Genomic DNA, 25,203 nt, shown 5'->3' on the forward strand with positions numbered 1-25,203 from the left:
CCTCTTTAGTCCACCAGGTCGGCAGTCGGGATCTTCACGACAACTTTACGAATCGCCGCAGGCAGATCCGGTGCGCAGTTGGGCCGATGAATATCCTGTGGGAAAAACACGGCGAAGGTGCCTGGGACCATACGAATCCAGGTTTCATCAGGTACGTGCTGATAAAAAATGATGTCGCGATTCTCGTCGTAAGGCTGATGAATTGCCGCACTGACAGGCTGACTCGCCACGCCAATTAACTCCGAACCCGCTACCAGATATTGCACATCGATATGGCGTCGATGTGCTTCAGGGTAGTTTTCCTGCACGTATGCAGTCTGGAGGTCCAGAACCTGCACCTGCCAGCCTGTTTCATTGTCTTGATAGCGTCCGGCGGCCAGACTCTTCAGATCTTGGCTGGCCAGATAGGCAATGGCTCGCGCAATAGCCGGTGGATAGTGGGATGCTTCTGTATTATCAATGTGGCCAGTGATCATGACGTTATCCTCACTTACAAAGCCTGAATGCGTGCCCATACGCTTTCGTCTACCGGAATACCAAGCCGCTCGTTTTCACAACGAAGCAACGGGAACCGTTCGCCTGGCAGTCTTACAGCTTGTTGGCTTTCGGCTCGTTCGGCACCTGTTATTGAGGCTCGGATTCGCTGCAATTTGTGGTCGCGTGTTTCTCCGTCAATCAGGCGATCAACGTCAATCGCAATGAAGACCTGCGAGATTCCAAACTCATCGCCATTGTCTTCGGTGACTTCAGTCACTGAAGCACCGTTCGAAAGCAGCGTTGCCAGCATGTCTAACACCACCGACAGCGCTGAACCTTTCCAGTAACCCATGGGTAAAATACGGCGGTTTTTTTCGATGGTTCCGGGGTCGCGTGTGTATGAACCCTCATCATCAAAGCCGCCATCTACCGGTAAGGTTTTACCGGCGAGACGGTTTACTTCCAGCATGCCGTAAGAAAACATCGACATTGACATATCAACCATGGTGATAGAGTTACCCGGAACGGCAACAATCAGCGGATTGGTGCCGATCGTGCAATTTTTTGCTCCCCATGCCGGCATCACTGCAATCGAGTTAGTCCAGCAGATGCCTACATAGCCTTTTTCAGCTGCCTGCCAGCCATAACTTCCCCCACGCATCCAGTGGTTAGCGTTACGTAATGCCACCAAGCCAATGCCATGATCGCTGGCGATCTCAATTGCGCGATCCATCATGTCATGCGCGGTAATGTTGCCGATGGCGCGTTGGGCATCCCATTGTTCAATTGCACCCAGTGACAACACTTTTTTCGCTGATGCCTCGGGCACTATGTGTCCGGCATCCAATTGTTGAATGAAACGGGGAAAACGGTTAACGCCATGGGAGTAGACGCCGTTGAGGCTGGTTTCGGCAAACATGGCTGCACAAGCTGTAGCCTTATCCTCTGAGACATTTCGACTCAGCAGGACGCGCAGGAATTCTTGATATAACTGCTGATAACTGATTCTCATGTCGGCTGCTTTCTCCTCATCGCCAAGCTTTTATTTCATATGTTGGAATGTAGTTTCAAATAAATCCTATGAGGAAAGCACAGACGAGTCAAAGAAATGAGACTTATATTTATCCTTTATAATCAATTGTTTATTTTTTAAGTTGGCTTTTGTGATCGAACGCAGATTCGCCAAAATTCAGGCATGCCAAAACCAGGAAGGACAATCCTCCCCGGTTATAAAGCACCCTTGTTACCGTGCCGGATTAATGCAGATGCACCCGGTACAATGACGTGGTGGCGGTGATATATAATTCGGTGCCGTCAGGGCCGCCTAGCGTGCAGTTGGATACTCGCTCGGGGAGTGAAATTTTACCGAGCTTTTGACCGTTGCTATCATAAATGATCACCCCATCGGCACAGCTGCAGTAGATATTACCGCGGCTATCGATACAAAAACCGTCAGGAAAACCCGGCGTGACTTCTGCAAAAAAACGCCCTGCAGATAAGTTGTGGCCATCAACGTTATAGACACGCAGTTCGCGTCGTCCCAGAGTGGGAAAGTCGACGACGGACATATCGGCCACATAAAGCAGGCTTTCATCCGGTGAGAATGCCAACCCATTAGGGCGCTGCAGGTCACTGGCTGCGATGTAAAGCTTTCCGCTATCAGGATTGAAGCAGTAGACATAACAACCTATGACCTGGCTATGCGCAGCGTACCCCTCATCATCATTGATGATCCCATAGGGCGGATCGGTGAACCAGATGGTGCCATCTGACCGCACCACCACATCATTGGGGGAGTTAAAACGCTTCCCCTCCACCTTATCCACCAGCAACGTCACGCTTCCATCATGTTCGGTGCGACTGATACCGCGGCGGCCGTGCTCACAACTTACAACCCGCCCTTCACGATCGCGGGTATTCCCATTTGTGTAGTGAGAACTGGCACGCCAAAGGCTTAACTCACCATTACGCTGCCAACGGAACATGCGGTTACCTTTTACATCACTGAACACTACAGCATCCTGTTCGGGTAACCAGACAGGCCCTTCTGCCCAGACGGCAGGTGAACAGAGTTTCTCAACCTCCATCATGCTCCTCCCTTTATTTCACTGCCCAGATGGCTTTGTAATGATCTTGATAGCCGTTAGCCGGGTCATAATTATTTTCAGGACCACCATCATTGGCGATGTTTTCTTTGGTGATGAGGTGCGCGGGTGTGACGTACCCTGAAGAGGGTTGCCCGGCAAATGCGCGGTTGAACTCGTCAAGCAGTTGCCAACCATGAAGTTTAAGGGGTTCAGCTACCGTGGCAATCTGGCTTTCACCGTTGCGGATACGCTGGAAGGCTGAGATTGAACCGTCCCCCGCAGAAATATTGAAAGGCGCATTGCTGCCACCTTTACCGGCTGTTTTTAACGCTGGGGCCATGAAGTCAAAATAGAGGTCGTTGATTGCCAGAGCGTACTGGAAATGGTCACCGTGCTTTTGCAATAAACTGAATGTCATTGAGGGCATCCGGTTTGAGGTATCTGCAAGCGGCGTATCAATAAATTCGACGACCTTACAGCCACTGCATTTTTCAATCTCCTGCTTCATGGTGTTCGCTTTATCCAGTGCTATCTGATAGAGCGAATCGGTGAAAATCAGTACCTGAGCCTTCCCCTCAGAGCGCACCACTGCATATTGCGCAGCCAGGCGAGCGACATCATTTGAATCAGAGGTGATGTTGTTTGTAATACCATATTTTTCAATTGGGCCCGGTTGTGGCTCCGCATGCCAGGCCATGAGCACTATTTTTTGCTCTTTGGCTTTTTTCAGTGGGATTTTTGCCACATTTGGGTTCCAGCCACCAATAACAATGCCATCGGGGTGCTGGGCAATAGCCTGATTCAGCGCCGAAAGTTGGTCTTTAACCGAACCGCCCCCATCGAGGGTTTCAAGCTTCCAGCCAGCCACCTTGGCGGCTTCGCTGAGGCCTTGTTGCACACCCTGTACACCGCCATTTTTCATGTCTGAGGCGATAAAAATGATTTTTTTATTAGGTTGCAGCTTTGGACCGGTAGTCGGGCCATCCCAGGTACTGGAACTGGCGGTGGCCTTTGCCACCGCAGCAGCTGCCGAATCAAGATAGCTATCAGCCTGCGCTGAGACGGATGCAACGAACAAGGCCGCGAAAGTGAGGCTCAATACCTTATTTTTCATGATGGATTCCCTGGAATGATGGTCTTTTGATTTGGGTCAGAAGCCGGTGTGTTCTGGCTACGTACCACCGCTTTTTGGTTCAGCATGCGTCGGCGCTGCGCGTAGCCGGCAAGCGTAATCGACAGAAGCAACGTCGCGCCGTTAAACAGCGGCTCAACCCAGAAATCGCCGCCAAACTGCTGGATACCTGCAATGCCGATAGCAAGAATGGCAATACCAACCACGGTCCCCCAGACGTTAACCCGACCAGGGCGGATGGTGGTGCTACCGAGAAATGCGCCCACCAGTGCAGGCAACAGATAGTCCATACCGACGCTAGCTTGTCCTACGCCTTGCTCTGCTGCGATCAGTACGCCGCTAAAACCCGTCAGGACGCTGGAAGCAATGAAGGTTCCAATGATGTATTTGTTCACAGCGATGCCATTTAAACGTGCAGCGGTTGGATTGCCACCTACCGCATACATGCAACGCCCAAGCGGTGTGTGTTCAGTGATTAGCCACAGCACTAGCGCAACGATCAGCACATAGAAGGCGCCTACAGGAATACCCAACAGCTCAGTATGATGAAGGGCGCTGAAAGCATCAGGCAGATCACCGACGATTTGTCTGCCGCCTGAGTGCCAAAGGGCAACGGCATACAAAACAGTACCGGAGCCCAAGGTCGCAACGAAGCTGTCTATATCTGCCAGGGCAACAAGAATGCCGTTCAGCAAACCATACAGTGCCGAGATCGCCAGCACCGTGAGAACCGCCATCTGCCAAGAAAAACCGTATTCAACCTGTAGGGTAATGGCGAGGATGTGCCAAAGGACGATGCCGAAACCCACATTCAGATCGATTTTCCCAACTATCATGGGGAGGGTTGCAGCAAGGGCCAGTAACGCGATTTTAGCCTTACTGGACAGAATCGCCTGTAAGGTCAGCATTGATGCAAATGACGGAGATAGGATTGAAAATAACAAGGTCAGCAACACACACAGCAATAACAGGCCGTAGCGAGTCATGATCTGCATCGCCCAAGACACGAAACCATGCTGTGCAAGACTGACTCGTTGCTCTAGCGCAGTGGATTTTACGGATGTTTTCGACATAACTTTTCTCCTGCCTTCCTTCTCAGACGATGGTTAATGGGGCAGCGCTGCTGGCAGAAGCCAGCTCCAGCAAACCGGCAAACGTCACCTCTTCATTCTTTAATTCACCGACGACCTGACCGCGGTTAAAGACCAGTGCCCGGTTGCAGATATGGGCAATCTCTTCAAGATCGTTTGAAATCACCAACACTGCGACTCCCTCTGCCAGCGCCTTGTTGAGCAGATGATAAATCTCTTCCCTCGCCCCGACATCAACGCCAGCGGTAGGGTCCTCAAGAATCAATAACGGGGCATTAAGGTGCATCCAGCGTGCCATCACTACCTTTTGCTGATTGCCTCCAGATAAAGCACCAATATCGAGGTTGACGTCTTTGGGACGGACATCGAACAACTGGACTTTCCACCAGCTTGCCCCTATTTCAGCACGACGCCCGTAGCGGGAAAGAAGACGATGACCGCTGGCGCAGGGGTTCAAGAACAGGTTTTCACGCACGCTCATTGACATCACCAGGCTTTCGCCCGTTCTGTCACCCGCCACTAGCGAAACACCCGCAGCCATGGCCTGCTGTGGTGTCTGGGGGCTGAAGGACTTATCGCGAAACTGAATACTGCCCGAAGTGGCCCGACGTAAGCCAAACAGCAGCCGGCCAATCTCTTCCTGCCCGGCACCACGCAACCCCGCCAGTGCCAGCATTTCGCCCGGCTGCAAGCGAAAAGTCACCGGTCCAACTTCGTCGATGCAGAGTTGATCCAACGCCAGTACCGGCCTGTCTGCTTTAGGCAGAGGCTGGCGTTGATTCCCCTCCAATGCTTCGCCAACAATCATTTCCACCAAATCACGCAACTGATAGTCCGCTGTATTACCGGTAGCAACCCGCTTTCCATCACGCATTACACAAATTCGGTCTGCTATCTCAATGACTTCGTCAAGCCGATGGGTGACATAAATCATGCCGACCTGACGTCTTTTAAGGCGATTGATGACTTCAAAAAGGTGGCGCACATCATTAGCAGGTAGCGAAGCTGTAGGTTCATCTAACACCAACACCTCTGCGTTCACAGCCACAGCGCGAGCAATTGCAAGCAGTGATTTTTCAGTGCGGGATAATTCAAAAACTCGCGCGTCGGGATCCAGCATAATTCCCACTTCCTCCAGAGCAGCTTGGGAGCGCTCACGGACAGCACGCCAGTCGATAAGCCCAAAACGTCGGGAAAATCCCATGACCAGGGCCATATTTTCTGCCACCGTCATCCATTCAACTAAGCCGAGGTCCTGATGAATGAATGCGATAGGCTGGTGCGTCGCCGTCTTCAGACTGATTGCAGAGGCAATACTGTTGTCATGGAAACGAATATCCCCTTCGTCCCGACTATGAACACCGGCCATGACTTTTATCAGCGTCGATTTGCCTGCCCCGTTCTCTCCCAGTAAAGCGACCACTTCACCCGGATAAACCTCAAGGCTTACATCGTTAACCGCGGGATTGCCGCCAAAACGTTTAGTGATATGGCTTAGAGTAAGAATCGGTTTTCTGGGGCTTTGCTGCATCAACGCCTCCTGCTTGTTCCTGGTGAACATCAACAGCGGTGTTAACTTATAAACACCACCAAATTTCAACATACGAAACATGATTCCAAAAAATACTATTCCTGATAAACGCGAAAAGCAAAAAAGAGATGAGAAAATATTTTCAATAAAAACAAATAATTGAAATTGATGTTGCGGATTTGTGATGCATGACTCACTTCCAGTAGCGGCATTTTTCCTTCAGAATTCATACTCAATCTGGCTAAGAATTTGTTAAGTGGCGATCCTGGGTTAATATCCTTAAGCCGCTCTTTAGCCGGAGAAGGAAAACTAAGAGGAAGTGGGGATGGTCGAAAAGGCAGGAAAAGCAAGAGATGAAAAAAGTGATAAACCTCTGGGTACGCAGAGTCTGTTTAGAGGATTACAACTCATTGAACTGTTGAGTAATTATCCGAATGGGTGCCCGCTGGCCAATCTGGCCGAACTGTCCGGCATGAACAAAAGCACTGTGCATCGCCTTCTGCAGGGCTTGCATAGCAGCGGCTACGTCACGCAGGCTCCATCACAAGGGAGTTACCGTCTGACAACCAAATTTATCTCCGTTGGGCAAAAAGCGCTCTCCTCACTCAATATCATTCACGTCGCCGCCCCTCATCTGGAAAAACTGAATTTGGAGGTGGGCGAAACCGTTAATTTCTCCAGTCGTGAAGATGATCATGTCATTCTGATTTACAAGCTCGAACCCACCACAGGCATGATGCGTACACGAGCTTATATCGGCCAGCATATGGAGCTCTATTGTTCCGCGATGGGTAAGATTTTTATGGCCTGGGGCAGTGAAGATTATCTCGCCCAGTATTGGGACAGCCACCAAGAGACTATCCAGCAATTAACTAAAAACACCATTACCTCTTTGCCAGAGATGGTGGAAGAGCTTAAGTCGATTCGCCAGTTGAAGACGTCCATGGATCGTGAAGAAAATGAGCTAGGCGTATCTTGCATCGCGGCTCCCGTATTCGACATTCAAAAGCGTGTGCCTTATGCGGTGTCAATTTCCCTGCCGACGGCCAAACTCCAACAAGTTGGTATTAAAAAGCTGACCGCATCCGTTGTGGCGACCGCCCGGGCAATCTCTGAAGAACTGGGCTTCTACGATGACAATGAGAAGTGATAGTTTTCTCTCTACGCAGGTATAGCGTTGTTTTACAAGCGGGCGGGAGTTAACTGTTCGCTTGTTTTCGAAAGCGACCTCCTTTGCTTTTTCCGGGGGCTTTTGCCGGGTAAATAGCGACGTATTGCCGGGAATACCGGCATCGTTTCCAAAGCTGAACGAAAGCGTGGCTGAAAAGATGCTGGCTGGAAAACCCCTAATTCACCGCTTTATTACACTCGATACTCTTTGGGTGTTACACCAGTGACAGATTTAAATGTTCTAGAAAAGGAGGCTTGTGAAGAGAAACCATATTCAACAGCAATATCAACAATAAAACGAGAGCTCATTATAATTTCATTCGCTGCACACTCAGTTTTTCGCCTCCTGATATATTTAGCCAAAGAAATCCCTTTAACCATTTTAAATGATCGTCTTAAGTGCCCTGCACTATAACCTATTGTTGTAGCGAGGTAGTCTAAAGTTAGCTCCTCCTTTATTTCTCTTTCAATAAATAAAATCAGTGCTTCAATAAGGGAACAATGAAACCTTGAGTTTTTTTGATTAACACTCAAATTATTCACTCCTGTCTCTTTGGAAAATTGTCTAAAAAGCCGATGTGTCGTCACATCGGCTTGATTAAAATTTATAACTTATTCAGCTTACTCAGGCAGGGCATAAGCAATAATATTGTCACCACGCTGCGGTGAGTGCGGTGAACCACCCGCGAAAATCACAACGTACTGTTTTCCCGTCTTTTCCGAACGATAAGTAATCGGACCGCTCTGACTACCTACTGGCAGACGTGATTTCCATACTTCTTCACCGGTATGGCTGTTAAATGCGCGCAGATAGAAATCCTGCGTACCAGCGAAGAACAGCAGTCCGGAGCGGGTTGCAAGTGATGGACCCAGAGTAGGCATACCCAGCGGCATTTGCAGCCCCACAGGAATGCCCAGCGGCCCTGTATCCTGTACGGTACCTACCGGGATTTGCCATGCAATCTTGCGCGTTTTCAGATCGATAGCAGTCATGGTACCAAAAGGGGGTGCCTGGCAAGGTACACCCAGTGGAGACATCAGACGCTCGCGTAACGAACCAAATGGCAGCCCCTTCTGGACGATCCAGCCCATGCCTTCGCTTGTGCCCTGTCCCGGTGGGATATCTTTGGCAGCCACCATCTTGTAGTACAAGCCTAATCGCAGGTCATTAACGAACATCAGGTTTGTTGTCGGGTCAACTGAAACGCCGCCCCAGTTAATGCCACCAAGCGAACCCGGATACTGAATGGCCATATCCAAGCCTGGAGGTGTAAAGATGCCTTCATAACGGCTTGATTTAAAGCGAATACGACACATCAGTTGGTCGAATGGTGTGGCCCCCCACATTGCCGATTCGGTCAGTGTTTCATTACCGATTCCTGGCATGGATGAGTAAGGCTGTGTCGGAGAGTAACGCTCGCCAGGCAGATTGCCTTGGGGTACGGGTCGTTCTTCAATTGGCGCGACAGGTTTGCCAGTACGACGGTCAAGCAGATAAGTCATGCCGGTTTTAGTACTTTCAGCCAGAGCCGGGGTCACTGAACCGTCATCGTTTTTAATGTCGTAAAGTAGCGGAGTACCTGTGGCATCAAAATCCCATAGGTCATGATGCACAGTCTGGAAGTGCCAAACAGGGCGTCCATTATTAACATTCAACGCCACTACGGATGAACTGTATTTGTCATCTTCCGGTGTGCGTTCACCTCCAAAGAAATCTGGGGTTGCATTGCCGGTAGGCAAATAGACCATGCCAAGGGCTTGATCATAGGACATCCCAACCCAGACGTTAGGTGTACCACGCGTGTAGCCTTCAGGTGAAAGCGGTTCGCGAGTCACATTCGGGTTACCGGGATCCCATGCCCAAACCAGTTTGCCGGTGACGGCATCGAATGCACGAATGACGCCCGGTGGTTCATTCGTTTCGAAGTTATCAATGACACGGCCACCCACGATAACCAGATTACCGGCCACCAGCGGCGCAGAGGATTGCTGATAGTAGCCGGGCTTCACTTCACCCATGCCGACTTTCAGGTCAACAACGCCGTTATCACCAAAGTTTGCAGCAGGTTTGCCAGTGTGGGCATCAATCGCCACCAGGCGACCGTCCCCGGTCGGAAAGAACAGACGCTGAGGGCTGACTGAGGCATCAAGCGGTTGTCCCGGCTCAGCGACATTTTTTGCGCTGGTGGCATCAAAATAGCCAATGCCGCGGCAGCGTTGATAGGTGGAATTTCCACGCCCTGCGGTATAGCGCCACTTTTCCTTACCGCTATCGATATCGTACGAAATCAGGGAAGTATAAGCCGTGCAGACAAACAGACTGTCTCCAACCTGGAGAGGCGTATTCTGATCCTCAGCGTCACCCTTATCTGGTACAACGGCTTCACCCGTATGTGCAGTCCAGGCAACTTTGAGATCCTTGACGTTTTCAGGCGTAATATCACTTAACGTAGAGAAACGTGAGCCTTTTGTGTCCCCTGCCCAAGCTGGCCAGTCTTTGCGACCGGAGTTAGGGGCAATGTCATGTGCCTTATCACTGCTTGCCTGCACATCCTCATTGCGAATGATCCCCTTAGGCTGGAAGGAACTGATAAATGCAGTCACGACGCCTACTGCCAACAATGCACCTACACCTACGGATAAACGGCGAGTTTTGCGTTCAGAAGTCAGCAAGGGAACGGTGAAGGCAATCAGCATGGCACCTGCAGCGGGTGCGAACAGACGTGAGAATAATGGCCAGAATTGAAGACCCACTTCCCAAAGTGACCAAACCGCTGTCCATACCAATACCACGCCAAACATAGCCGCACCGGCCAGTTTGCGGCGAACGATGAGAACGCCGCTGAGCAGTAATAATATGCCCGCGATAATGAAGTACCAGCTACCGCCTAACCACGCTAGCCAGCCTCCTCCCCCAATAAAATAGAGACCTGCCAATGTGGTCACAATACCGACCAGTCGCACCCACAGGCGTCCGAGTTTCCCCGGATTATCAGTTGTCATAAATAGTTTCCCAAGAAAAGTAGTGTATTTTTTTAAGACGAAGAATGCCCTGACGGAATAAAAATATTCATCAGCTATAAAGATACTTTTCGAATCCCTTTCGAGATAAATCATGCAAGGAATCGGTTTTCTTTAACTCTGTCTATCTTCTCGTCTAAATAAATACCTTTTTCAACTTTCAAAAAATATCGAGGAGAGCAACCGCCAAATCCCCACAAATATCATGCATACAACCATGTACACATGATACGCGCGAAGAATAGTCCCCCCTCATTAACAAAGTCAATGAAGCTGGTTTACATAACTTTAAATTACTGACTAAGAGGCGACACTATGTGATCTACATCACAAATAGCGTGCTATCAAATTTCCTTGGCGGGATGTTCAACCGGTTTTCGTGAATGACAAGAGGGGAAACAAAAGAAGCCAACCTCCGCACGGGTGACGCTGAAGGCTGGCAGGATGAGGTCTAACGAACGTAATCAGCACCGGTGATGTCAATGGTTGAACCGGTGGCGTGACGGCATTTGCCACTTGCCAGGAATGTAACCATCGCCGCGACATCGGATGGTGGGGTAACTTCACGAAGCGGTAAGTTAGCAGTGACAACGTCTTCACCTACACTGGCTATGTGTTCTTCAGCCATTGCCGTACGAACCCAGCCTGGCGCGACAGCATACGCCAGCACGTTATGATGGCCGTATCCTCTCGCAATCCCTTTTGTCAGCGCCAGGATGCCGCCTTTTGCGGCGCCATAGGCAAGGTGCTCAGGCCCATCTCCTCGGTGTGAAGAACGGCTGGCCATATTAATGATGATGCCCCCACCTTTCAGTGAATAATGCTGGATCGCCAACCGACATAAATCCGCAGGCGCTTTCAGGTTCACTTGCAAATTTGACTGCCAGCCATCGTCCCAGGCCGTCGTCTCTGACAGAGGAGAAGGTACATAGATCCCCGCGTTATTGACCAATACATCGATTCGATTGGCCTGATGTAACGCTTTTAGCCACAAAGCATTGGCTGCATCCACCTGCGACAAGTCTTGCTGAATGAGCTGCAGTCGTTCAGGATAGCGCGCCCGCATCTCTGCTGCGCTTTGTTCATCCCGACCATAATGTCCGATGATACTGCCACCTTCGGCGTGAAGTGCTTTAACAATTTCTCTGCCGATGCCTTTGGTGGCACCCGTTACCAGAATAGTCTTTCCCACTAATGAACTCATGATAACTCCGTAATTAAGCGACGGCCTGTGCACCGGTGATTTCAATCAGTGAACCACACAGATAAGGCGCTTCATCTGAGGCCAGAAAGGCAATAGTGGCGGCAATTTCTTCCGGCTCACCGATGCGGCCATAAGGCACCAGGGCATTGAGCTCGTCGAGTGAACGACCACTCCTGGCCAGATTTGATTCCAGCATAGGGGTTCTCACTTCCCCTGGGCAGACGGCGTTAACACGCACCTTATCAGGCGCATAATCGCGAGCGAGGTTTTGTGTGAAAGCGGCAACGGCGGCTTTGGAGGTATTATAGGCAATATGTCCGGGAGCAGGATAGAGTCCCCACTGCGATGCCGTATTGACAATCGCACCACCTCCCTGCGAAATCATGTGTGGTAAGACAGCACGACACAGGTAATACAGCGCATCCAGATTAACGGTAAAACTGGCGTGCCAGTCCTCATCGCTTAATTCAAGAAGTGGCCCGCGCCGGTTAATGCCTGCGTTATTGACCAGTACATCAATGCGCTTTTCATGCCTTTTCAGATCGTCAACAAATGCTGATATTTCCACTGGGTTGGCAAGGTTAACTGTTCGCCATTCTGCCTTGCCCCCGGATTGATTTATATTGAGAGCTAACCTTGAGGCCGATTCGGGTTGATTATCAACTATCCAGACCTTAGCGCCTTCAGCCGCAAAACGTCGGCAAACAGCCTCACCAATTCCACCGGCTCCTCCCGTCACAATCACATTTTTATTTTCGAAACGATTCATCCTTACTCCTACATAAAGTTAATTGAGTACTTAATAGTCTGGAAAAAGATCAATAGTATTTTATTGCCGGAATAATTTATTCCGGCATGAGAAAATAAAGTTGTTAAATTAAAAGATTAAAAATTCAATTCCATATTCTTTAAAAGGTTGCGCTGCATAAAAGTCAGGAAGCGATTCTGGAATAACATGGTGTGTTCATGTGCCTTAGCATCGGCTAATTCAGCATCACCCGATTTAATCGCTTCGATCAGATCATCATGATCGCGCCCCAGTTTCGATGGCGCGTCCTGGCGCGTCATAAAATCAAATTGTAAATGCTGAATACGTTGCCCTTCTGACAACAATTTATCGTAATATTTCGCCAGATAATTGTTTCGGGCTGCGGCCGCGATGGCCAGATGAAACTCTTTATTTCGCTCCGTCATGGCACTGAAATCGCCCTGATAGACAGTCTCCATGTAACGCTCATTCGCGGCTTCAATATTGCGAATATCATCATCACTGCGGTGCATTGCCGCCAGCCGGGTGACCGCACGCTGCACAAGATCCAGCGCCGTAATGTAGTTGGGAAATTCCTCAATTTCAAAAGGCGTAACGATGGCAGTGCGGTTGGGCAGGATGGTGACCAGCCCCTCGCTAACCAGACGAGCCATCGCATCACGCACCGGGGAGCGTGAGAGGCCAAAGGTTGTTGCCAGTGAAATTTCGTCCAGCTGTTCACCGTGCTTTAATTCCAGAGTCAGGATCTGACGACGTAATTCCTCATAGATGTAACGTCCACCATGACGACGGCCCGTTCCTTCTTCCTTCTCATTCTTTTTACTCATCATTTATATCCTGGCAAAAGCGACTAAGGTCATGGTAGCGGCCTAAAGGGGTCACGACAATGCCGGCCCCCAGGTATCGCTCAGCATAAATCCGGCCGACAAGGGATCATCAGGGTCCACACCGAGTTGTTGAATACCGTAAACCCAGGCTCTGCCGGTTACACGCGGCAGTACTGCCAGTTTGTCTCCCACCTGTGTGCGCCCGCGCAATTCAATCTTGAATTCCCCGTTGATTGTGGAACGTGAAGTGAGTACATCGCCGATCTCGAGTTCGCCGCGCGCGTCAAGCACTGAGAGGTTAGCGCTGCTTCCTGTGCCACAGGGCGAACGATCCACACGTCCAGGCGGTAAGGTGGTGCAGGTTCGCCAGGTTTTACCCTCAACACGCTGGCGGAACATCACATAAGCAATGTCATTGATCTGCGGCAGCAAGGGGTGCTGTACCTGTATCTGCTGATTGATGTAATGGCAGAAATCGACGCCATAGCTGGCCAGTGCGCGTGCGTTATTGGGTTCGATATCCATATTAATTTGCTCGACATCGATCAGCGCGTAGTAAACACCACCAAACGCGATGTCGGCTTTGATGAGTCCAAAACCTGGGATCTCGAATTCACGATCCAGATGCTCCGCAAAAGCTGGCACCATGTCCAGTGAGACGCTGACGCAGCGTCCGTCCAGGCAGGTGGCAACCGCGGTTACCAGCCCGGCTGGCGTGTCGAGCACCACGGTTGTTTCGGGTTCCTGCATGGTGATCATGCCCGTTTCCAGCAGAGCAGTAACAACACAAATGCAGTTACTGCCCGACATCGGATGCGCTTTGTCAGCCTGAAGAACAATGAAACCCGCATGCGCCTCCGGAACCGTAGGTGGAAGCAACAGATTGGCAGACATCTGCAGGCAGCCCCGCGGTTCAAACATAACTAATCTGCGCAAACTGTCATCGACTTCATTGATGTAGTTCATCTTGTCGAGCATGGTCGCTCCGGGAATGTTCAGCACACCCGAAGTAATAACCTTGCCTATTTCACCTTCGCAGTGCACATCAATCAGCTGTAACGTTTTTTTCCAGCGCATCGCAATTCTCTTTATTTTAAATACCAGCCCCAGGGCTCTTCACTTTCGAAACGGGTTATTTGTTTTGTTTCGAGGTAGTTATTAAGGCCCCATTCGCCCAGTTCACGTCCAATACCGCTCTGCTTATACCCCCCCCACGGCGCTTCAACAAATGTGGGCTGTGAACAGTTAATCCAGACGATTCCTGCACGAAGCTTACGCGCAACGCGCTCTGCACGAACCAGATCAGCCGACATAACAGCCGCCGCTAAACCAAAACGGGAGCGATTAGCCGATGTAATCGCTTCCGCTTCATCTTCAAACGCACGTACACAGACTACCGGTCCGAAGATCTCCTCGCGCCAGATAGCACTCTCTTCCGACATGTCAGTAAAGATGGTTGGCTGCAGATAGAAACCTTTGGTTTTGCCTTCAGGCCTTTTACCACCGCTTAGCAGCGTGGCCCCCTCCTCTACACCCTGTGCGATGGCGTGTTGCACTTTCTCATACTGTGCACCATTAACCAGCGGTCCCAGCAGGACACCCTCTTCAAATCCGTTACCAATGGAAATTTTTTCCGCCTCAGCCACCAGCCTTTCCAGCAGAGCGGGATAGAGTTTACGCTGAACCAGCACACGCGAGGTGGCTGAACAGACTTCGCCCTTATTCCAGAAAATGCCAAACAGGATCCACTCCACGGCCTTCGCGATATCGCTGTCTTCAAACACTATGAAGGCGGACTTACCTCCTAGCTCAAGGCTGATGTTTTTGATGTCCGTTGCGGCAACCTGCATGATTTTTCGCCCGGTCGGCACACTGCCGGTAAAGGCAAGCTTATCAACGTCCGGATGTTCGGTCAGCGGCGATCCCGCCTCTGCGCCAAAGCCGGTAATGACGTTCAGCACACCGGGCGGCAGTTCAGCTTCACGTGCAATGTCTGCTAACTGCAAAGCCGTCAACGGAGTGACCTCAGAAGGTTTCAGCACCACGGTACATCCGGCAGCCAGTGCCGGGGCGACTTTCCACGCAGCCATCAGCATAGGAAAATTCCAGGGGATGATGGCACCGCATACACCGACAGGCTCTTTACGGGCTACAGAGCTAAAACGATCATCCGCCAGGGTGACGGCTTTCTCCTGTTCGTCATCCATCTTTTCAGCCAGGTCAGCATAGAAGTCAAAACAAAATGCAGTATCACCTATATCCCACAGGGCTTCAGGCAATGGCTTACCGTTATCTCGGACTTCCAACTCTGCAAGTACCTGTTGTTTATCTCGTATCAGGCTGGCGATGCGGCGAAGATATTCAGCGCGTTTTTTACCGCTCAGCTCGGGCCAGCCGCTCTGATCAAAGGCGTTGCGTGCTGCCTGAACCGCTAGGTTAACGTCTTCTTTCGTCGCAGCTGCAATCTGAGCGATTGCCACTTCGTTTGACGGGTCAACGGTATCAAAGCTGCCACCTTTGACAGGTGCAACCCACTCACCGTTGATAAACAGCTTATTAGTCGGGTTCATACGCGGTCTCCTTCCATAAATCGATAGGCACTGAATGGCGTTATATCCTGCGCGGTAGGACGTTTTGATGCCAGATCAGCAATCAGCCGGCCAGTGGTCGCGCCCAGCGTCAGGCCCAGCTGTCCATGGCCAAACGCCATCAATACGTTATTAAGGCGGCGCGAGCGGTCAATAATCGGTTTTGTATCGGGCAAGAAAGGACGATGACCCACACCAAACTCTCGGTCCGTTACGTTAAGCTGAGGTAATAGGTGGCGCGCCTTCTTCAGGATAATCTCTGCACGCTGGAAATTGGGCTTCGCATCGGCACCGGCGAATTCAATCGTTCCCCCAATCTGCAACCCACGCGTCATCGGCGTGAAGCAAAAGCCGCCGTCGGCATAGATGACAGAATGACGGAACTCGACATCTGGACTCGGCAATAACGCCTGATATCCCGAAATGCCGGTCAGTGGCACGCGAACACCTAACTGGGCAAAAAATCGACGTGATCCCGTACCTGCTGCTATGACGACATGGTCAGCAGGAAGGCTGCGACCATCGCGGAGCCTGACGCCGTTCGCAGTCTCTCCCGATTCAAGTAAGGTATCCGCCTCAGCGTCAATACGCACGCCGCCATGTCGTATAAATGTTTCAATAAGTGCTGTGATAAAACCTTTAGTGTCACTCACTGCACACCAGTCAGGAAATAACACGCCATGTGCAAACTTACCGGCAAGGGCAGGTTCGAGATCTGCTATCGCTGTGGCATCCAGCATTTCAGACTTGAAACCCAGCTCTTCCCTTAACTGCAGATGTGCTCTCTCATCGGCCAGCCCTCGGGCGGAGTCAAAAACTTCAATAACCGGACGCTGCCCGAGCAATTTCTGATCGGGGCACAGATCCAGTAATGCAGCAAAATCAGGATAAACTTCCCGTGTCAGCGTAGCCATCTGATGCGCAATCGTATTTATTCGGCTGTGGCGTGCATTTGATACAAAACGCAGAAACCAGGGCAGAATCGTCGGGACCGCAGCAGGACGGAGTGCCAGTGGCCCGCTCTGATCCATTAGCCAGCCCGGTATACGCTTCAGAATTCCCGGTTTAGACAGCGGAATCACTTCACTCACCGCCATCTGACCGCAGCTCCACTTCGCCGTACTGTCTCCCGGCGCGGAAGGATCAATAAGCCAGACCTGATGGCCTTCCTTTTGCAGGTACAAGGCGCAACAGACGCCAACGATACCGCCACCCACCACTACTGACTTTTGCTGTTTTGACATAGTCATTGCCACTCAAATAAGAGGCTGGCAGAACGCATAGCTGCCAGCCAACATCGCCGATCGGTTAATCCTGAGAAGCTTCAAAAATCTTACGGAACTCAGTTTTCTCTTCCGCTGTTAAAGGCTGTAATGGCATACGCGCATTGCCGGGTTTAAATCCAGCCAGCTCACAGCCGTACTTCACTTTCTGAATAAATTTGCCCTCTTCCATGCTGGCCATAACCGGGAAAAGAGAGCGCATAACATTCTGTGCGCCTGTCAGATCGCCGCTACTGAACTTACGGTAGAAGTCACAGATTTGATCCGGGAAACAGTTCGCCGGTCCGCAAATCCAGCTGCTTGCTCCCCACATAAAGAAATCAAACGCTACGTCATCGGAGCCACAAGAAAGCTGATACTTATCCTGGTAGGTATTGCCAATCTCAACCGCACGTAAAACACTGCCGCTGCTCTCTTTAATACCAATGACTCGAGGGTGATCTTTGAAAGCCTCCAGCACGCTAAAGCCAACTTCAACGTTTGTGCGGACAGGATAGTTATACAGGACCAGATTAATGTCACTGAATTCATTCAGGATCGCCTGATAATGACCAATGAGTTCCTCCTGGGTGGGAAGTGCGTAATACGGTGGAGCAATCAGCAGATTGTTGTATCCGGCATCCACCGTCTGCTTCACCTGCTCCAGTACTTCACGCGTACAAGATCCATTGGCGCCTGCAATCAGGGTGCCGCGCTCGCCAACTACTGTTTTTACGGTTTTCAGAACCTGACGGCGCTCTTCATTGGTCAGTGCATAATATTCGCCCGTCGAACCGAGAGGGACAAAACCACTTACGCCCGCTTTCAGCTGATATTCAAGAATGCCCGCCAGCTGATCATGGTCCACTGCACCCGCGTCATTAAACGGAGTGACCAGTGCAGGTAAAATACCTTTAAATTTCATCATTACTACTCCTGTGGGTCAGTTATCAAAGGGCATAACGTCGTAACAAACGCGACTCAACCACGCCAACCAGGCGCGTTAAAGGGAATGCCACAACGAAATAAATCACGGCGACCGCGCTCAAAAACTCCACCGGTCGCGCCGTACTGTTAGAGATGTTCTGACCAACAAACATCAGATCAGCCACCCCAACGGATGAAATCAGCGCGCTTTCTTTAAAGAGCGCGACCACATTTGAAAGTAAGGTCGGAACTGCTCTCAGCAGCGCCTGAGGAAAAATGACATAAAGAATTTTGGTCGCCGGGGTCAGGCTTAGTGCAACGCACGCATCATGCTGTTCGCCGGCAATGGATTTAAGCGAGCCACGAAAAGTTTCGCTGGTGATTGCCGCCATATACATCACCAGAGAGAGCGTCACACACGCCCAGGGGGCGATGTCGATGCGGAAAACGACTGGGAAACAGAAAAACACCCAGAACAACTGAATAAGGAGAGGTGTCCCGCGAAAAAACTCAACGTAGAGCGTGACAACCCAGCGCAAAGGAGCGATGGGCGAGAGCCGCAGCAGGCTGATGACAAAGCCGGCCATACTGCCCAGCACCGCACAACTCAGCGTAAAGGCCAGCGTCATTCCTAACCCCTGCAACAGCACATGCCAGTATGAAAATACCTGTGAAAAATCTAGTGTCATGATATGAGCCTCACCGCGCCGCTGCCGCGTCCTGACGACGCTCGATGTAGGAAACCAGCTGGGAAATCGGCAGAGAAAGCGCGAAGTAGATAAGCGCAATCAGCGTATAGGTTTCCAGAGGACGGTAACTTTCTGTCGCGATGTTCTTACCCACGTACATCAAATCTGAAATCGCGACAATCGCGACCAGGGCTGTCTGTTGCAGTATTGAGATACCATTTGTCATCAGAACGGGAAGTGCGCTGCGGACGGCCTGCGGCAATACCACGTAGACAGTTTGTTGATAGCCACTCAACCCCAGGGCCACGCCCGCATCGTGATGCTCATGCGGCACCGCCTGAACGCCAGCACGGTAAGCCTCAGCATTGAATGCGGCCAGATTTAATCCCAACGCCAGGAATCCCATATAAATAGGATCAATAAAAAGATTAAACATCATCGGGACGCAGTAATAGAACCAGACGATTTGCAGTAACACTGGCGTACAACGAAAGAACTCAATAAATAATTTCGTTGGCCAGCGTATGATGGCGATTGAGCTCATAGCCATCATGCAAAGAATAAACCCCAGCGTCAGCCCGAGAACATTTGCCATTAATGAAAGTTCAAGCGTTATTTTTAGACCTTCCCACAGCGCATCAAAATTACCGTTGAGAAAGTGAAAATTGAATTGATAGTTCATCAATCACCTCTTAATTAAGATGCAGTACTTTTTCGAGAAATTCACGCGTACGGGTTTCTTGTGGGCAGGTGAATAACATTTCGGGATGTCCCTGTTCTACAACTTTTCCATTTGCACAGAAAATAACGCGTGAGGCGATATTGCGGGCAAAGTGCATATCATGCGTCACAATTATCATGGCCATTTTCTGATCTGCGAGTTGCATCATCACATTTTGTACTTCGGTCACCATCTCCGGATCCAGAGCCGAAGTCACTTCATCAAAAAGCATCAGTTCAGGTTCAAGCATCAGAGCACGTGCGATAGCAACACGCTGTTTCTGGCCGCCTGATAGCTGACTGGGATAGGCATGTAATTTACTCTCCAGACCAAAACGAGCCAGTAGAGCATGGGCTTTATCAGTTGCGACTTTCTTGTCGACATGATGCACTTTTACGGGAGCCAGGATGAGATTCTGCAGAACGGAGAGATGAGGAAACAGCGTGTAATGCTGAAATACCATCCCAATTTTCTTCTGGATATTATTATCGAGGATTTTGGCCTCTTTATGCTTATCTCCAACAATGTATTTTTTCTTTTGAAAATTGATATTGCCGCTTTGAATTCCTTCTAGTCCCATTAACACACGCAGCAGAGAACTCTTACCACTACCACTAGGACCAATAATCACAAGTCGATCGTCATTTTTCATACTGAGATCGAGATTATCCATCACCACCAATTCTCCGTATGCTTTACTCACGTTTTCCAGTTGAATTAATTCACCTTTGTTAAATTCATTAAGAAATAACGGGCGAACTTCATGTGGGCGCGTGGGGGCCGCCGCCAGATTGGTTGAGGCATTCATAGTCATTCCTCCGCTGCGTGCGGAATGCACACGGTTAATGTAATAAATGTATCTAGGAATTTATTTTGTAGCGTTAGCCTGGAGCGAGGCCTGATTAACAAGTTGATCGATTTCGCCTGTCGCGCGACGCTGATTTAGATAGATATTCAGCACTTCCATATCCGCTTCTGAAACAGAACGCGGCAAACCGAATGACACGCCCTGCTTAGCGAGAGCCGGCACAGGCATAATTTCTTTAGCCCAGTCAGGGTTAGCCAGCGCGAAGAGATGGTTTGTATCGCTTGCATCTACGAGAACATCTGCCCTGCGCGCCATAATGGCTAGCCGACTCTCGTCATTGCCCGGCATGCGCATAATTTTTCCTTTCTTTATCGCTGCGGAAATCGCTTTATCCTGTGAAGTTCCTGACATGACAGCAAACGTAATGCCTTCCTTGTCATAATCAGAGAGTTTGGTACCCAGCCCCGCAACCTTAGGGTTCTGCTTATTCACCAGGAATGAGATCTGGTAATCCTGTGCCGGCGCAGAGAAGCTAATAGCCAGTGCGCGCTCTGGCGTTTGGTTTAGTGCCATAGCCATATCCCATTTATCGCTCTGTAGTCCGGCCACCAGCGTGTCCCAACTGGCATCAACAAATTGGACTTTGACTTTCAACACGTTCTGACCGAAATCTCGACAAAGTTCGGCGAAGTAGCCGCTGTATTGTTGAGTTTTGGGGTCACGCATCACATAGGGTGCTGCAGGTGCCGCGCCACAGCGCAAAACCCCTTTTTGCTGAATGGCCTGCCAGAAATTGTCGGCGGCCAATGCGGATGATGCAGAAGCCAGCAACATGCCGCTCAAGGCAAGACAACAAGAAATCTTTTTGATGATTGATATACGTACACTAACCATAACGACCTCGTTCAGACGTTGATATTGCGAACAGGAACCGGATGATGAGTTATTTACTGCCTAACTGTGTGCAACTTTGTATGCAATGGAAGATTGGAGAATAGAAGCATGAAATTAACAAAGTCAACCAATACGGTTTACTTATAATCAAACTTTGACGCCGATCGATGCTTTCATGTGACCGGCGTCATAAAAGGGGTATGCGGGAGGGGTATTAGAGGTCGAGGGACTGGAGAAATTTTTCCAGAATGACGTTATCGCGTCTGCCAGAACGGGTGACGATGGCGATTTTACTGCTGAAATGCAGCCGCCGTGGTGAGAGGGCTCGCATCATTTTTTTTTCGACCCACTGCGCGGCGTAATGGTCAGGAAGGAAGCCGATGAACCGTCCTGTAAGGATAAGGAAAGCAATACCCTCACGATCTGAAGCCGTTGCCGTGCAGTTCAACATTTGATGCATGCCAATCCCCTCTGCGGCCATGCGAAAACTGGGCGCAATGGCATCGACTTTCATGAGTTCACTATCGTCGTGCTCGTGAGTTGCAGTGAAGAGACTGTGCTTGCTACTACAATAAAGCTCTGATTTTTCATCATACAACTGCGTGTAATCCAATCCCGATATCGGGGAGGTCATAGGCAAAGCACCCACGTGAAGCCTCCCATCCATCAGCCCGCGTTCAATATCTGCGGCCGTCATCATACTGATGTTTATCCGGATTTCGGGCCCGTTCGCCCGCAATGCATCCAGTGCATGAGTGATTTTCATCCGCGGTTGGGTCACCAGATTATTGATGATGCCAATATTGAACTCGCCACGAAGTTGTTTGTGCATCTGATTGACCTGTTGTCGAAAATTTTCAACCGCGGCCATCATGCTATCGCTGTGTCTGAGTATTTCACGCCCCTCATCGGTAAGAGCAAACCCCGCTCGCCCGCGCTGGCAAAGCCGCATGCCAAGACGTTTTTCCAGATCGCTCATGTTCAGGCTAATCGCGGAACGCGTTATGCCGAGCAGACCTTCAGCCGCTGAAAAGCTACCGCATTCGCTGACCGTTTTAAAAATGCGCAGTAACTTCAAATCAAAATCTGTGACCTGAGCCAGCGATTTGCTTTTCATATAGGTGAGATTTTCCATAACTGAAGTTGAGTTTATATGCATTTAACTTAATCAATACTTGATTGCAAACTCTTCTCATACCCGTCAGGAGGAAACACCATGTCTGATTTTGTCAACGTCGCATCGCTTAACCTTAATGCACACTGGATGCCGTTCAGTGCTAACCGTAATTTTCATCGTGATCCGCGTTTTATTGTTTCCGCTCAAGGGCGGTTTTTGACGGATGATAAAGGCCGACAGGTGTATGACAGTCTGTCAGGTCTGTGGACGTGCGGTGCGGGCCATACTCGCAGTCAAATCCAGGATGCCGTGGCAAAACAACTCGGCACTCTCGATTATTCTCCCGGGTTCCAGTATGGCCATGCGCTCTCTTTTCAGCTGGCCGATAAAATTGCTCAGCGTATGCCAGGCGATCTCAATCACGTTTTCTTTACCGGTTCGGGTTCAGAATCTGCTGACACCGCGGTAAAGATGGCTCGTGCTTACTGGCGGATAAAAGGACAGCCAAGCAAAACCAAATTCATTGGTCGAGCCCGTGGCTATCACGGGGTGAACATTGCGGGAACGAGCCTGGGCGGTATCGGCGGAAACCGTAAGATGTTTGGGCAATTTATGGATGTGGATCACATCCCACATACGCTACAGGCTGATTTACCCTTTACTGCCGGACAGGCGGACACCGGTGGCGAAGCACTGGCAAATGAAATGCTCAAACTGATTGAGCTGCATGATGCCTCGAACATCGCCGCGCTGATTGTTGAGCCATTATCAGGGTCCGCTGGTGCCATCATCCCACCGAAAGGCTACCTTGATCGCCTGCGTGAGATATGTACGCAGCACAACATCCTGCTGATTTTCGATGAGGTCATCACCGGCTTTGGCCGCATGGGCCGCTGGAGCGGCGCAGAATATTTTGGCGTAACGCCGGACATTCTGAACTTTGCCAAGCAGATCACCAATGGTTCCATCCCACTGGGGGGCGTCGTCGCCAGCAGTGAAATCTATAACACCTTCATGTCACAGGCATTGCCAGAACACGCCGTTGAATTTGCACATGGTTATACCTATTCCGCTCATCCGGTCGCCTGTGCCGCTGCGCTCGCAACCCTGGATCTGCTCGAAGGCGAAGCGCTAATCGCGCAATCTGCTGAACTGGCACCGCATTTTGAACGAACACTTCACTCTCTGAAAAGTTGCCCGAACGTCGTGGATATTCGCAACTGCGGACTGGTTGGCGCGATCCAGTTAGCGCCAAGAGATGCTGATGCCACCGTGCGCCCATTCGATGCAGGCATGGCGTTATGGAAGGCCGGTTTCTATGTAAGGTTTGGCGGCGATACCTTGCAGTTTGGACCGATGTTCAACACTCAACCTGCAGAACTGGATCGCCTTTTTGACGCAGTGGGTGAAGCGCTGCACCACATCAACTGATTGAGGTCTGTGCGCTGGTATTTATGCTGCCCATAAAATGGCTCAGAGGAGGCGACTGGTACGAATCCGGCCTTTCCGAGGTCGCCTTATCACCAGCGCCGCTCAACTGGTCTCATTTTATCTGTCTGGCTTCCCAGCCACAAAATTACCTCTAACTAAGTTGAACTTCTGGATACCAACCTCGCTCCCGGTGCGCTTCCAGAATCCGTTCACATGCCACCGCATAGGCCGCTTTACGCAGCGTAACGCCAAGTTCAAGTGATTTATTCCACACGACCAATGGCGCCTGTTCCATAGCGAGACACGATAAATTATTTAGCATTGACCTGTTCAACACGAACGGCACTGATGCAGGACAGGCATGATAAGTTGGGGTTGCGGTCGCTTCTTGCTGCATCAAAGATTAAACGGAGTAACAACATTCACTTTCGAGAAGGTGTCACTGTGATCAATAACAGGTAAAAAACCATGAAACGTCAGCAACGTTCTAAAAACCTCTCTGGCATCACTTTGTAAATCGTGCTGGATAACCGCATTAAGCTTGCGGTCGTTAAGGAGAAAGCGATTCTCTTCATCCACATCATGCCCAATGTAACTAATCACTCTGCGTCCCGCCTGTTTAAAGGCTCTGAGGATCGCAGCATTTCCACCGCCAACGCAATAAACCGCTTTCAAATTTGGATGTCGGTTTAACGCATCCAGCATGACGTCAAACGTCATGCCGTCTACGCCATATCCTTCACTGACCCAAACAGGATTAACCGATGGCAGCATGCTTCTTAATCCCTGACAAAATCCCTGCACGCGCTGTTCTTCACCCAGAAAATTCTGGCTACTTAAAACCACAGCAACATCCAGTTCAGCTTCCTTGATCCATTGCGACATTAAGTACGCAGCGGTCATGCCGGCCGAAATATTATCCATACCCACATAACGAAGCCTTTTACTGTCTGGGACATCAGTCACCAATGTCACTACGGGAATACGGTGCTTTTGTAACTCTTCAATAGTTTTACTGATGACAGTATTATTTTCTGCTTTAAGGATGATGCCATAGCTGTCATTTGCGCACTTCATCATGAGTTTCCTCATTTCATTTGTGGTTATGGTTTCGACACAATGAAATCGCAAACGCAATTGGAACTCAGAAAAATGACTCATTTCATCTATGAGTGCATTACACACTAAACGACTGAAGCGCTCGGGCGTGTGCAAAATAACATCGAAGGGGATGGTTCGTCCGCTCGCTAAACGGGTTCTTTCCTGCAACTCCAGATCTCTAATTGCCTGATCTATTCGACGTTGTGTTTGGGCGTGTACCGCCCCTCTTCCATGCAGCGCGCGGTCAACCGTGGCCTTACTCACGCCAGCCTGAGCGGCTATTTGCTTGAGGGTGAACTTCATTTTGAGGTCTTTTTGAGGTCTTTAAGTACTTTTGTTATTTAAATGTACATGAT

At 50.1% G+C, this 25,203-nt stretch carries 23 protein-coding genes; 2 read left to right on the forward strand and 21 right to left on the reverse strand.

Features of this window, described 5'->3' with window-relative positions:
- Positions 1 to 5: 5 nt before the first annotated feature.
- The 6 genes from F3J38_RS20595 to F3J38_RS20620 form a co-directional block, all read right to left on the reverse strand.
- Positions 6 to 476: a NanQ anomerase/TabA/YiaL family protein gene (locus F3J38_RS20595; protein WP_167141458.1), complete on the reverse strand. Its 471-nt coding sequence runs from the start codon at positions 474 to 476 to the stop codon at positions 6 to 8.
- Between the two features lie 14 nt (positions 477 to 490).
- Positions 491 to 1,489 (reverse strand): 3-dehydro-L-gulonate 2-dehydrogenase, encoded by a 999-nt coding sequence (gene yiaK / locus F3J38_RS20600; protein WP_167141460.1) that lies wholly within the window; start codon positions 1,487 to 1,489, stop codon positions 491 to 493.
- 244 nt (positions 1,490 to 1,733) lie between these two features.
- Complete coding sequence (locus tag F3J38_RS20605) at positions 1,734 to 2,564, reverse strand: SMP-30/gluconolactonase/LRE family protein (protein ID WP_167141675.1); 831 nt, start codon at positions 2,562 to 2,564, stop codon at positions 1,734 to 1,736.
- A gap of 13 nt (positions 2,565 to 2,577) precedes the next feature.
- Positions 2,578 to 3,678, reverse strand: coding sequence for an ABC transporter substrate-binding protein (locus F3J38_RS20610; protein ID WP_167141462.1), 1,101 nt, complete (start codon positions 3,676 to 3,678; stop codon positions 2,578 to 2,580).
- Positions 3,675 to 4,769, reverse strand: a complete 1,095-nt coding sequence (locus F3J38_RS20615) for an ABC transporter permease (protein WP_167141463.1) — start codon at positions 4,767 to 4,769, stop codon at positions 3,675 to 3,677. Before F3J38_RS20615 ends, F3J38_RS20610 begins: the two co-directional genes overlap by 4 nt.
- Before the next feature lie 22 nt (positions 4,770 to 4,791).
- A complete protein-coding gene (locus F3J38_RS20620) occupies positions 4,792 to 6,318 on the reverse strand; it encodes a sugar ABC transporter ATP-binding protein (protein WP_167141465.1) in 1,527 nt (508 codons plus the stop codon).
- Positions 6,319 to 6,643: 325 nt separating this feature from the next.
- Between F3J38_RS20620 and F3J38_RS20625 the strand changes: the two genes are divergently transcribed.
- On the forward strand, positions 6,644 to 7,468 hold the full coding sequence (locus tag F3J38_RS20625) for an IclR family transcriptional regulator (RefSeq protein WP_167141467.1): 825 nt from the start codon (positions 6,644 to 6,646) through the stop codon (positions 7,466 to 7,468).
- 212 nt (positions 7,469 to 7,680) lie between these two features.
- Here the strand turns inward: F3J38_RS20625 and F3J38_RS20630 are convergent, their stop codons facing one another.
- From F3J38_RS20630 to F3J38_RS20695, 14 genes are all read right to left on the reverse strand, one after another.
- Positions 7,681 to 8,031 (reverse strand): helix-turn-helix transcriptional regulator, encoded by a 351-nt coding sequence (locus tag F3J38_RS20630; protein ID WP_167141469.1) that lies wholly within the window; start codon positions 8,029 to 8,031, stop codon positions 7,681 to 7,683.
- 78 nt (positions 8,032 to 8,109) lie between these two features.
- Positions 8,110 to 10,491, reverse strand: coding sequence for a membrane-bound PQQ-dependent dehydrogenase, glucose/quinate/shikimate family (locus F3J38_RS20635; RefSeq protein WP_167141471.1), 2,382 nt, complete (start codon positions 10,489 to 10,491; stop codon positions 8,110 to 8,112).
- A gap of 469 nt (positions 10,492 to 10,960) precedes the next feature.
- Positions 10,961 to 11,713 carry an SDR family NAD(P)-dependent oxidoreductase gene (locus F3J38_RS20640; RefSeq protein ID WP_167141473.1) on the reverse strand — a complete coding sequence of 251 codons (753 nt, stop codon included), beginning with the start codon at positions 11,711 to 11,713 and terminating at the stop codon, positions 10,961 to 10,963.
- A gap of 13 nt (positions 11,714 to 11,726) precedes the next feature.
- Positions 11,727 to 12,482 carry an SDR family NAD(P)-dependent oxidoreductase gene (locus F3J38_RS20645; RefSeq protein WP_167141475.1) on the reverse strand — a complete coding sequence of 252 codons (756 nt, stop codon included), beginning with the start codon at positions 12,480 to 12,482 and terminating at the stop codon, positions 11,727 to 11,729.
- Positions 12,483 to 12,598: 116 nt separating this feature from the next.
- The gene (locus F3J38_RS20650) at positions 12,599 to 13,312 is read right to left on the reverse strand and encodes a GntR family transcriptional regulator (RefSeq protein WP_167141477.1); all 714 of its coding nucleotides are present in this window, start codon (positions 13,310 to 13,312) and stop codon (positions 12,599 to 12,601) included.
- A gap of 48 nt (positions 13,313 to 13,360) precedes the next feature.
- Positions 13,361 to 14,386 carry a proline racemase family protein gene (locus F3J38_RS20655; RefSeq protein WP_167141479.1) on the reverse strand — a complete coding sequence of 342 codons (1,026 nt, stop codon included), beginning with the start codon at positions 14,384 to 14,386 and terminating at the stop codon, positions 13,361 to 13,363.
- A gap of 11 nt (positions 14,387 to 14,397) precedes the next feature.
- Positions 14,398 to 15,879: an aldehyde dehydrogenase family protein gene (locus F3J38_RS20660; protein ID WP_167141481.1), complete on the reverse strand. Its 1,482-nt coding sequence runs from the start codon at positions 15,877 to 15,879 to the stop codon at positions 14,398 to 14,400.
- On the reverse strand, positions 15,876 to 17,141 hold the full coding sequence (locus tag F3J38_RS20665; protein ID WP_205298354.1) for an NAD(P)/FAD-dependent oxidoreductase: 1,266 nt from the start codon (positions 17,139 to 17,141) through the stop codon (positions 15,876 to 15,878). Before F3J38_RS20665 ends, F3J38_RS20660 begins: the two co-directional genes overlap by 4 nt.
- 64 nt (positions 17,142 to 17,205) lie before the next feature.
- Complete coding sequence (locus F3J38_RS20670; RefSeq protein WP_205298355.1) at positions 17,206 to 18,087, reverse strand: dihydrodipicolinate synthase family protein; 882 nt, start codon at positions 18,085 to 18,087, stop codon at positions 17,206 to 17,208.
- A 22-nt stretch (positions 18,088 to 18,109) separates the two neighbouring features.
- Positions 18,110 to 18,775, reverse strand: a complete 666-nt coding sequence (locus F3J38_RS20675) for an amino acid ABC transporter permease (protein ID WP_167141484.1) — start codon at positions 18,773 to 18,775, stop codon at positions 18,110 to 18,112.
- A gap of 10 nt (positions 18,776 to 18,785) precedes the next feature.
- A complete protein-coding gene (locus F3J38_RS20680; protein WP_167141486.1) occupies positions 18,786 to 19,457 on the reverse strand; it encodes an amino acid ABC transporter permease in 672 nt (223 codons plus the stop codon).
- A gap of 10 nt (positions 19,458 to 19,467) precedes the next feature.
- Entirely contained in the window at positions 19,468 to 20,304 is an 837-nt protein-coding gene (locus F3J38_RS20685; protein ID WP_167141488.1) for an amino acid ABC transporter ATP-binding protein, read from the reverse strand.
- A gap of 60 nt (positions 20,305 to 20,364) precedes the next feature.
- Positions 20,365 to 21,138, reverse strand: coding sequence for a substrate-binding periplasmic protein (locus F3J38_RS20690; protein WP_205298356.1), 774 nt, complete (start codon positions 21,136 to 21,138; stop codon positions 20,365 to 20,367).
- A 274-nt stretch (positions 21,139 to 21,412) separates the two neighbouring features.
- Positions 21,413 to 22,315 carry a LysR family transcriptional regulator gene (locus tag F3J38_RS20695; protein ID WP_167141491.1) on the reverse strand — a complete coding sequence of 301 codons (903 nt, stop codon included), beginning with the start codon at positions 22,313 to 22,315 and terminating at the stop codon, positions 21,413 to 21,415.
- Between the two features lie 99 nt (positions 22,316 to 22,414).
- Here F3J38_RS20695 and aptA point away from each other — a divergent pair, with 99 nt between their 5' ends.
- Entirely contained in the window at positions 22,415 to 23,746 is a 1,332-nt protein-coding gene (gene aptA / locus F3J38_RS20700) for an omega-aminotransferase AptA (RefSeq protein WP_167141493.1), read from the forward strand.
- 396 nt (positions 23,747 to 24,142) lie between these two features.
- Here the strand turns inward: aptA and F3J38_RS20705 are convergent, their stop codons facing one another.
- Positions 24,143 to 25,150, reverse strand: a complete 1,008-nt coding sequence (locus tag F3J38_RS20705; RefSeq protein ID WP_167141495.1) for a LacI family DNA-binding transcriptional regulator — start codon at positions 25,148 to 25,150, stop codon at positions 24,143 to 24,145.
- Positions 25,151 to 25,203: the final 53 nt, after the last annotated feature.

The sequence above is a fragment of the Candidatus Pantoea formicae genome (genome assembly GCF_011752625.1).
GTDB classification, from domain to species: Bacteria; Pseudomonadota; Gammaproteobacteria; order Enterobacterales; family Enterobacteriaceae; genus Pantoea; species Pantoea formicae.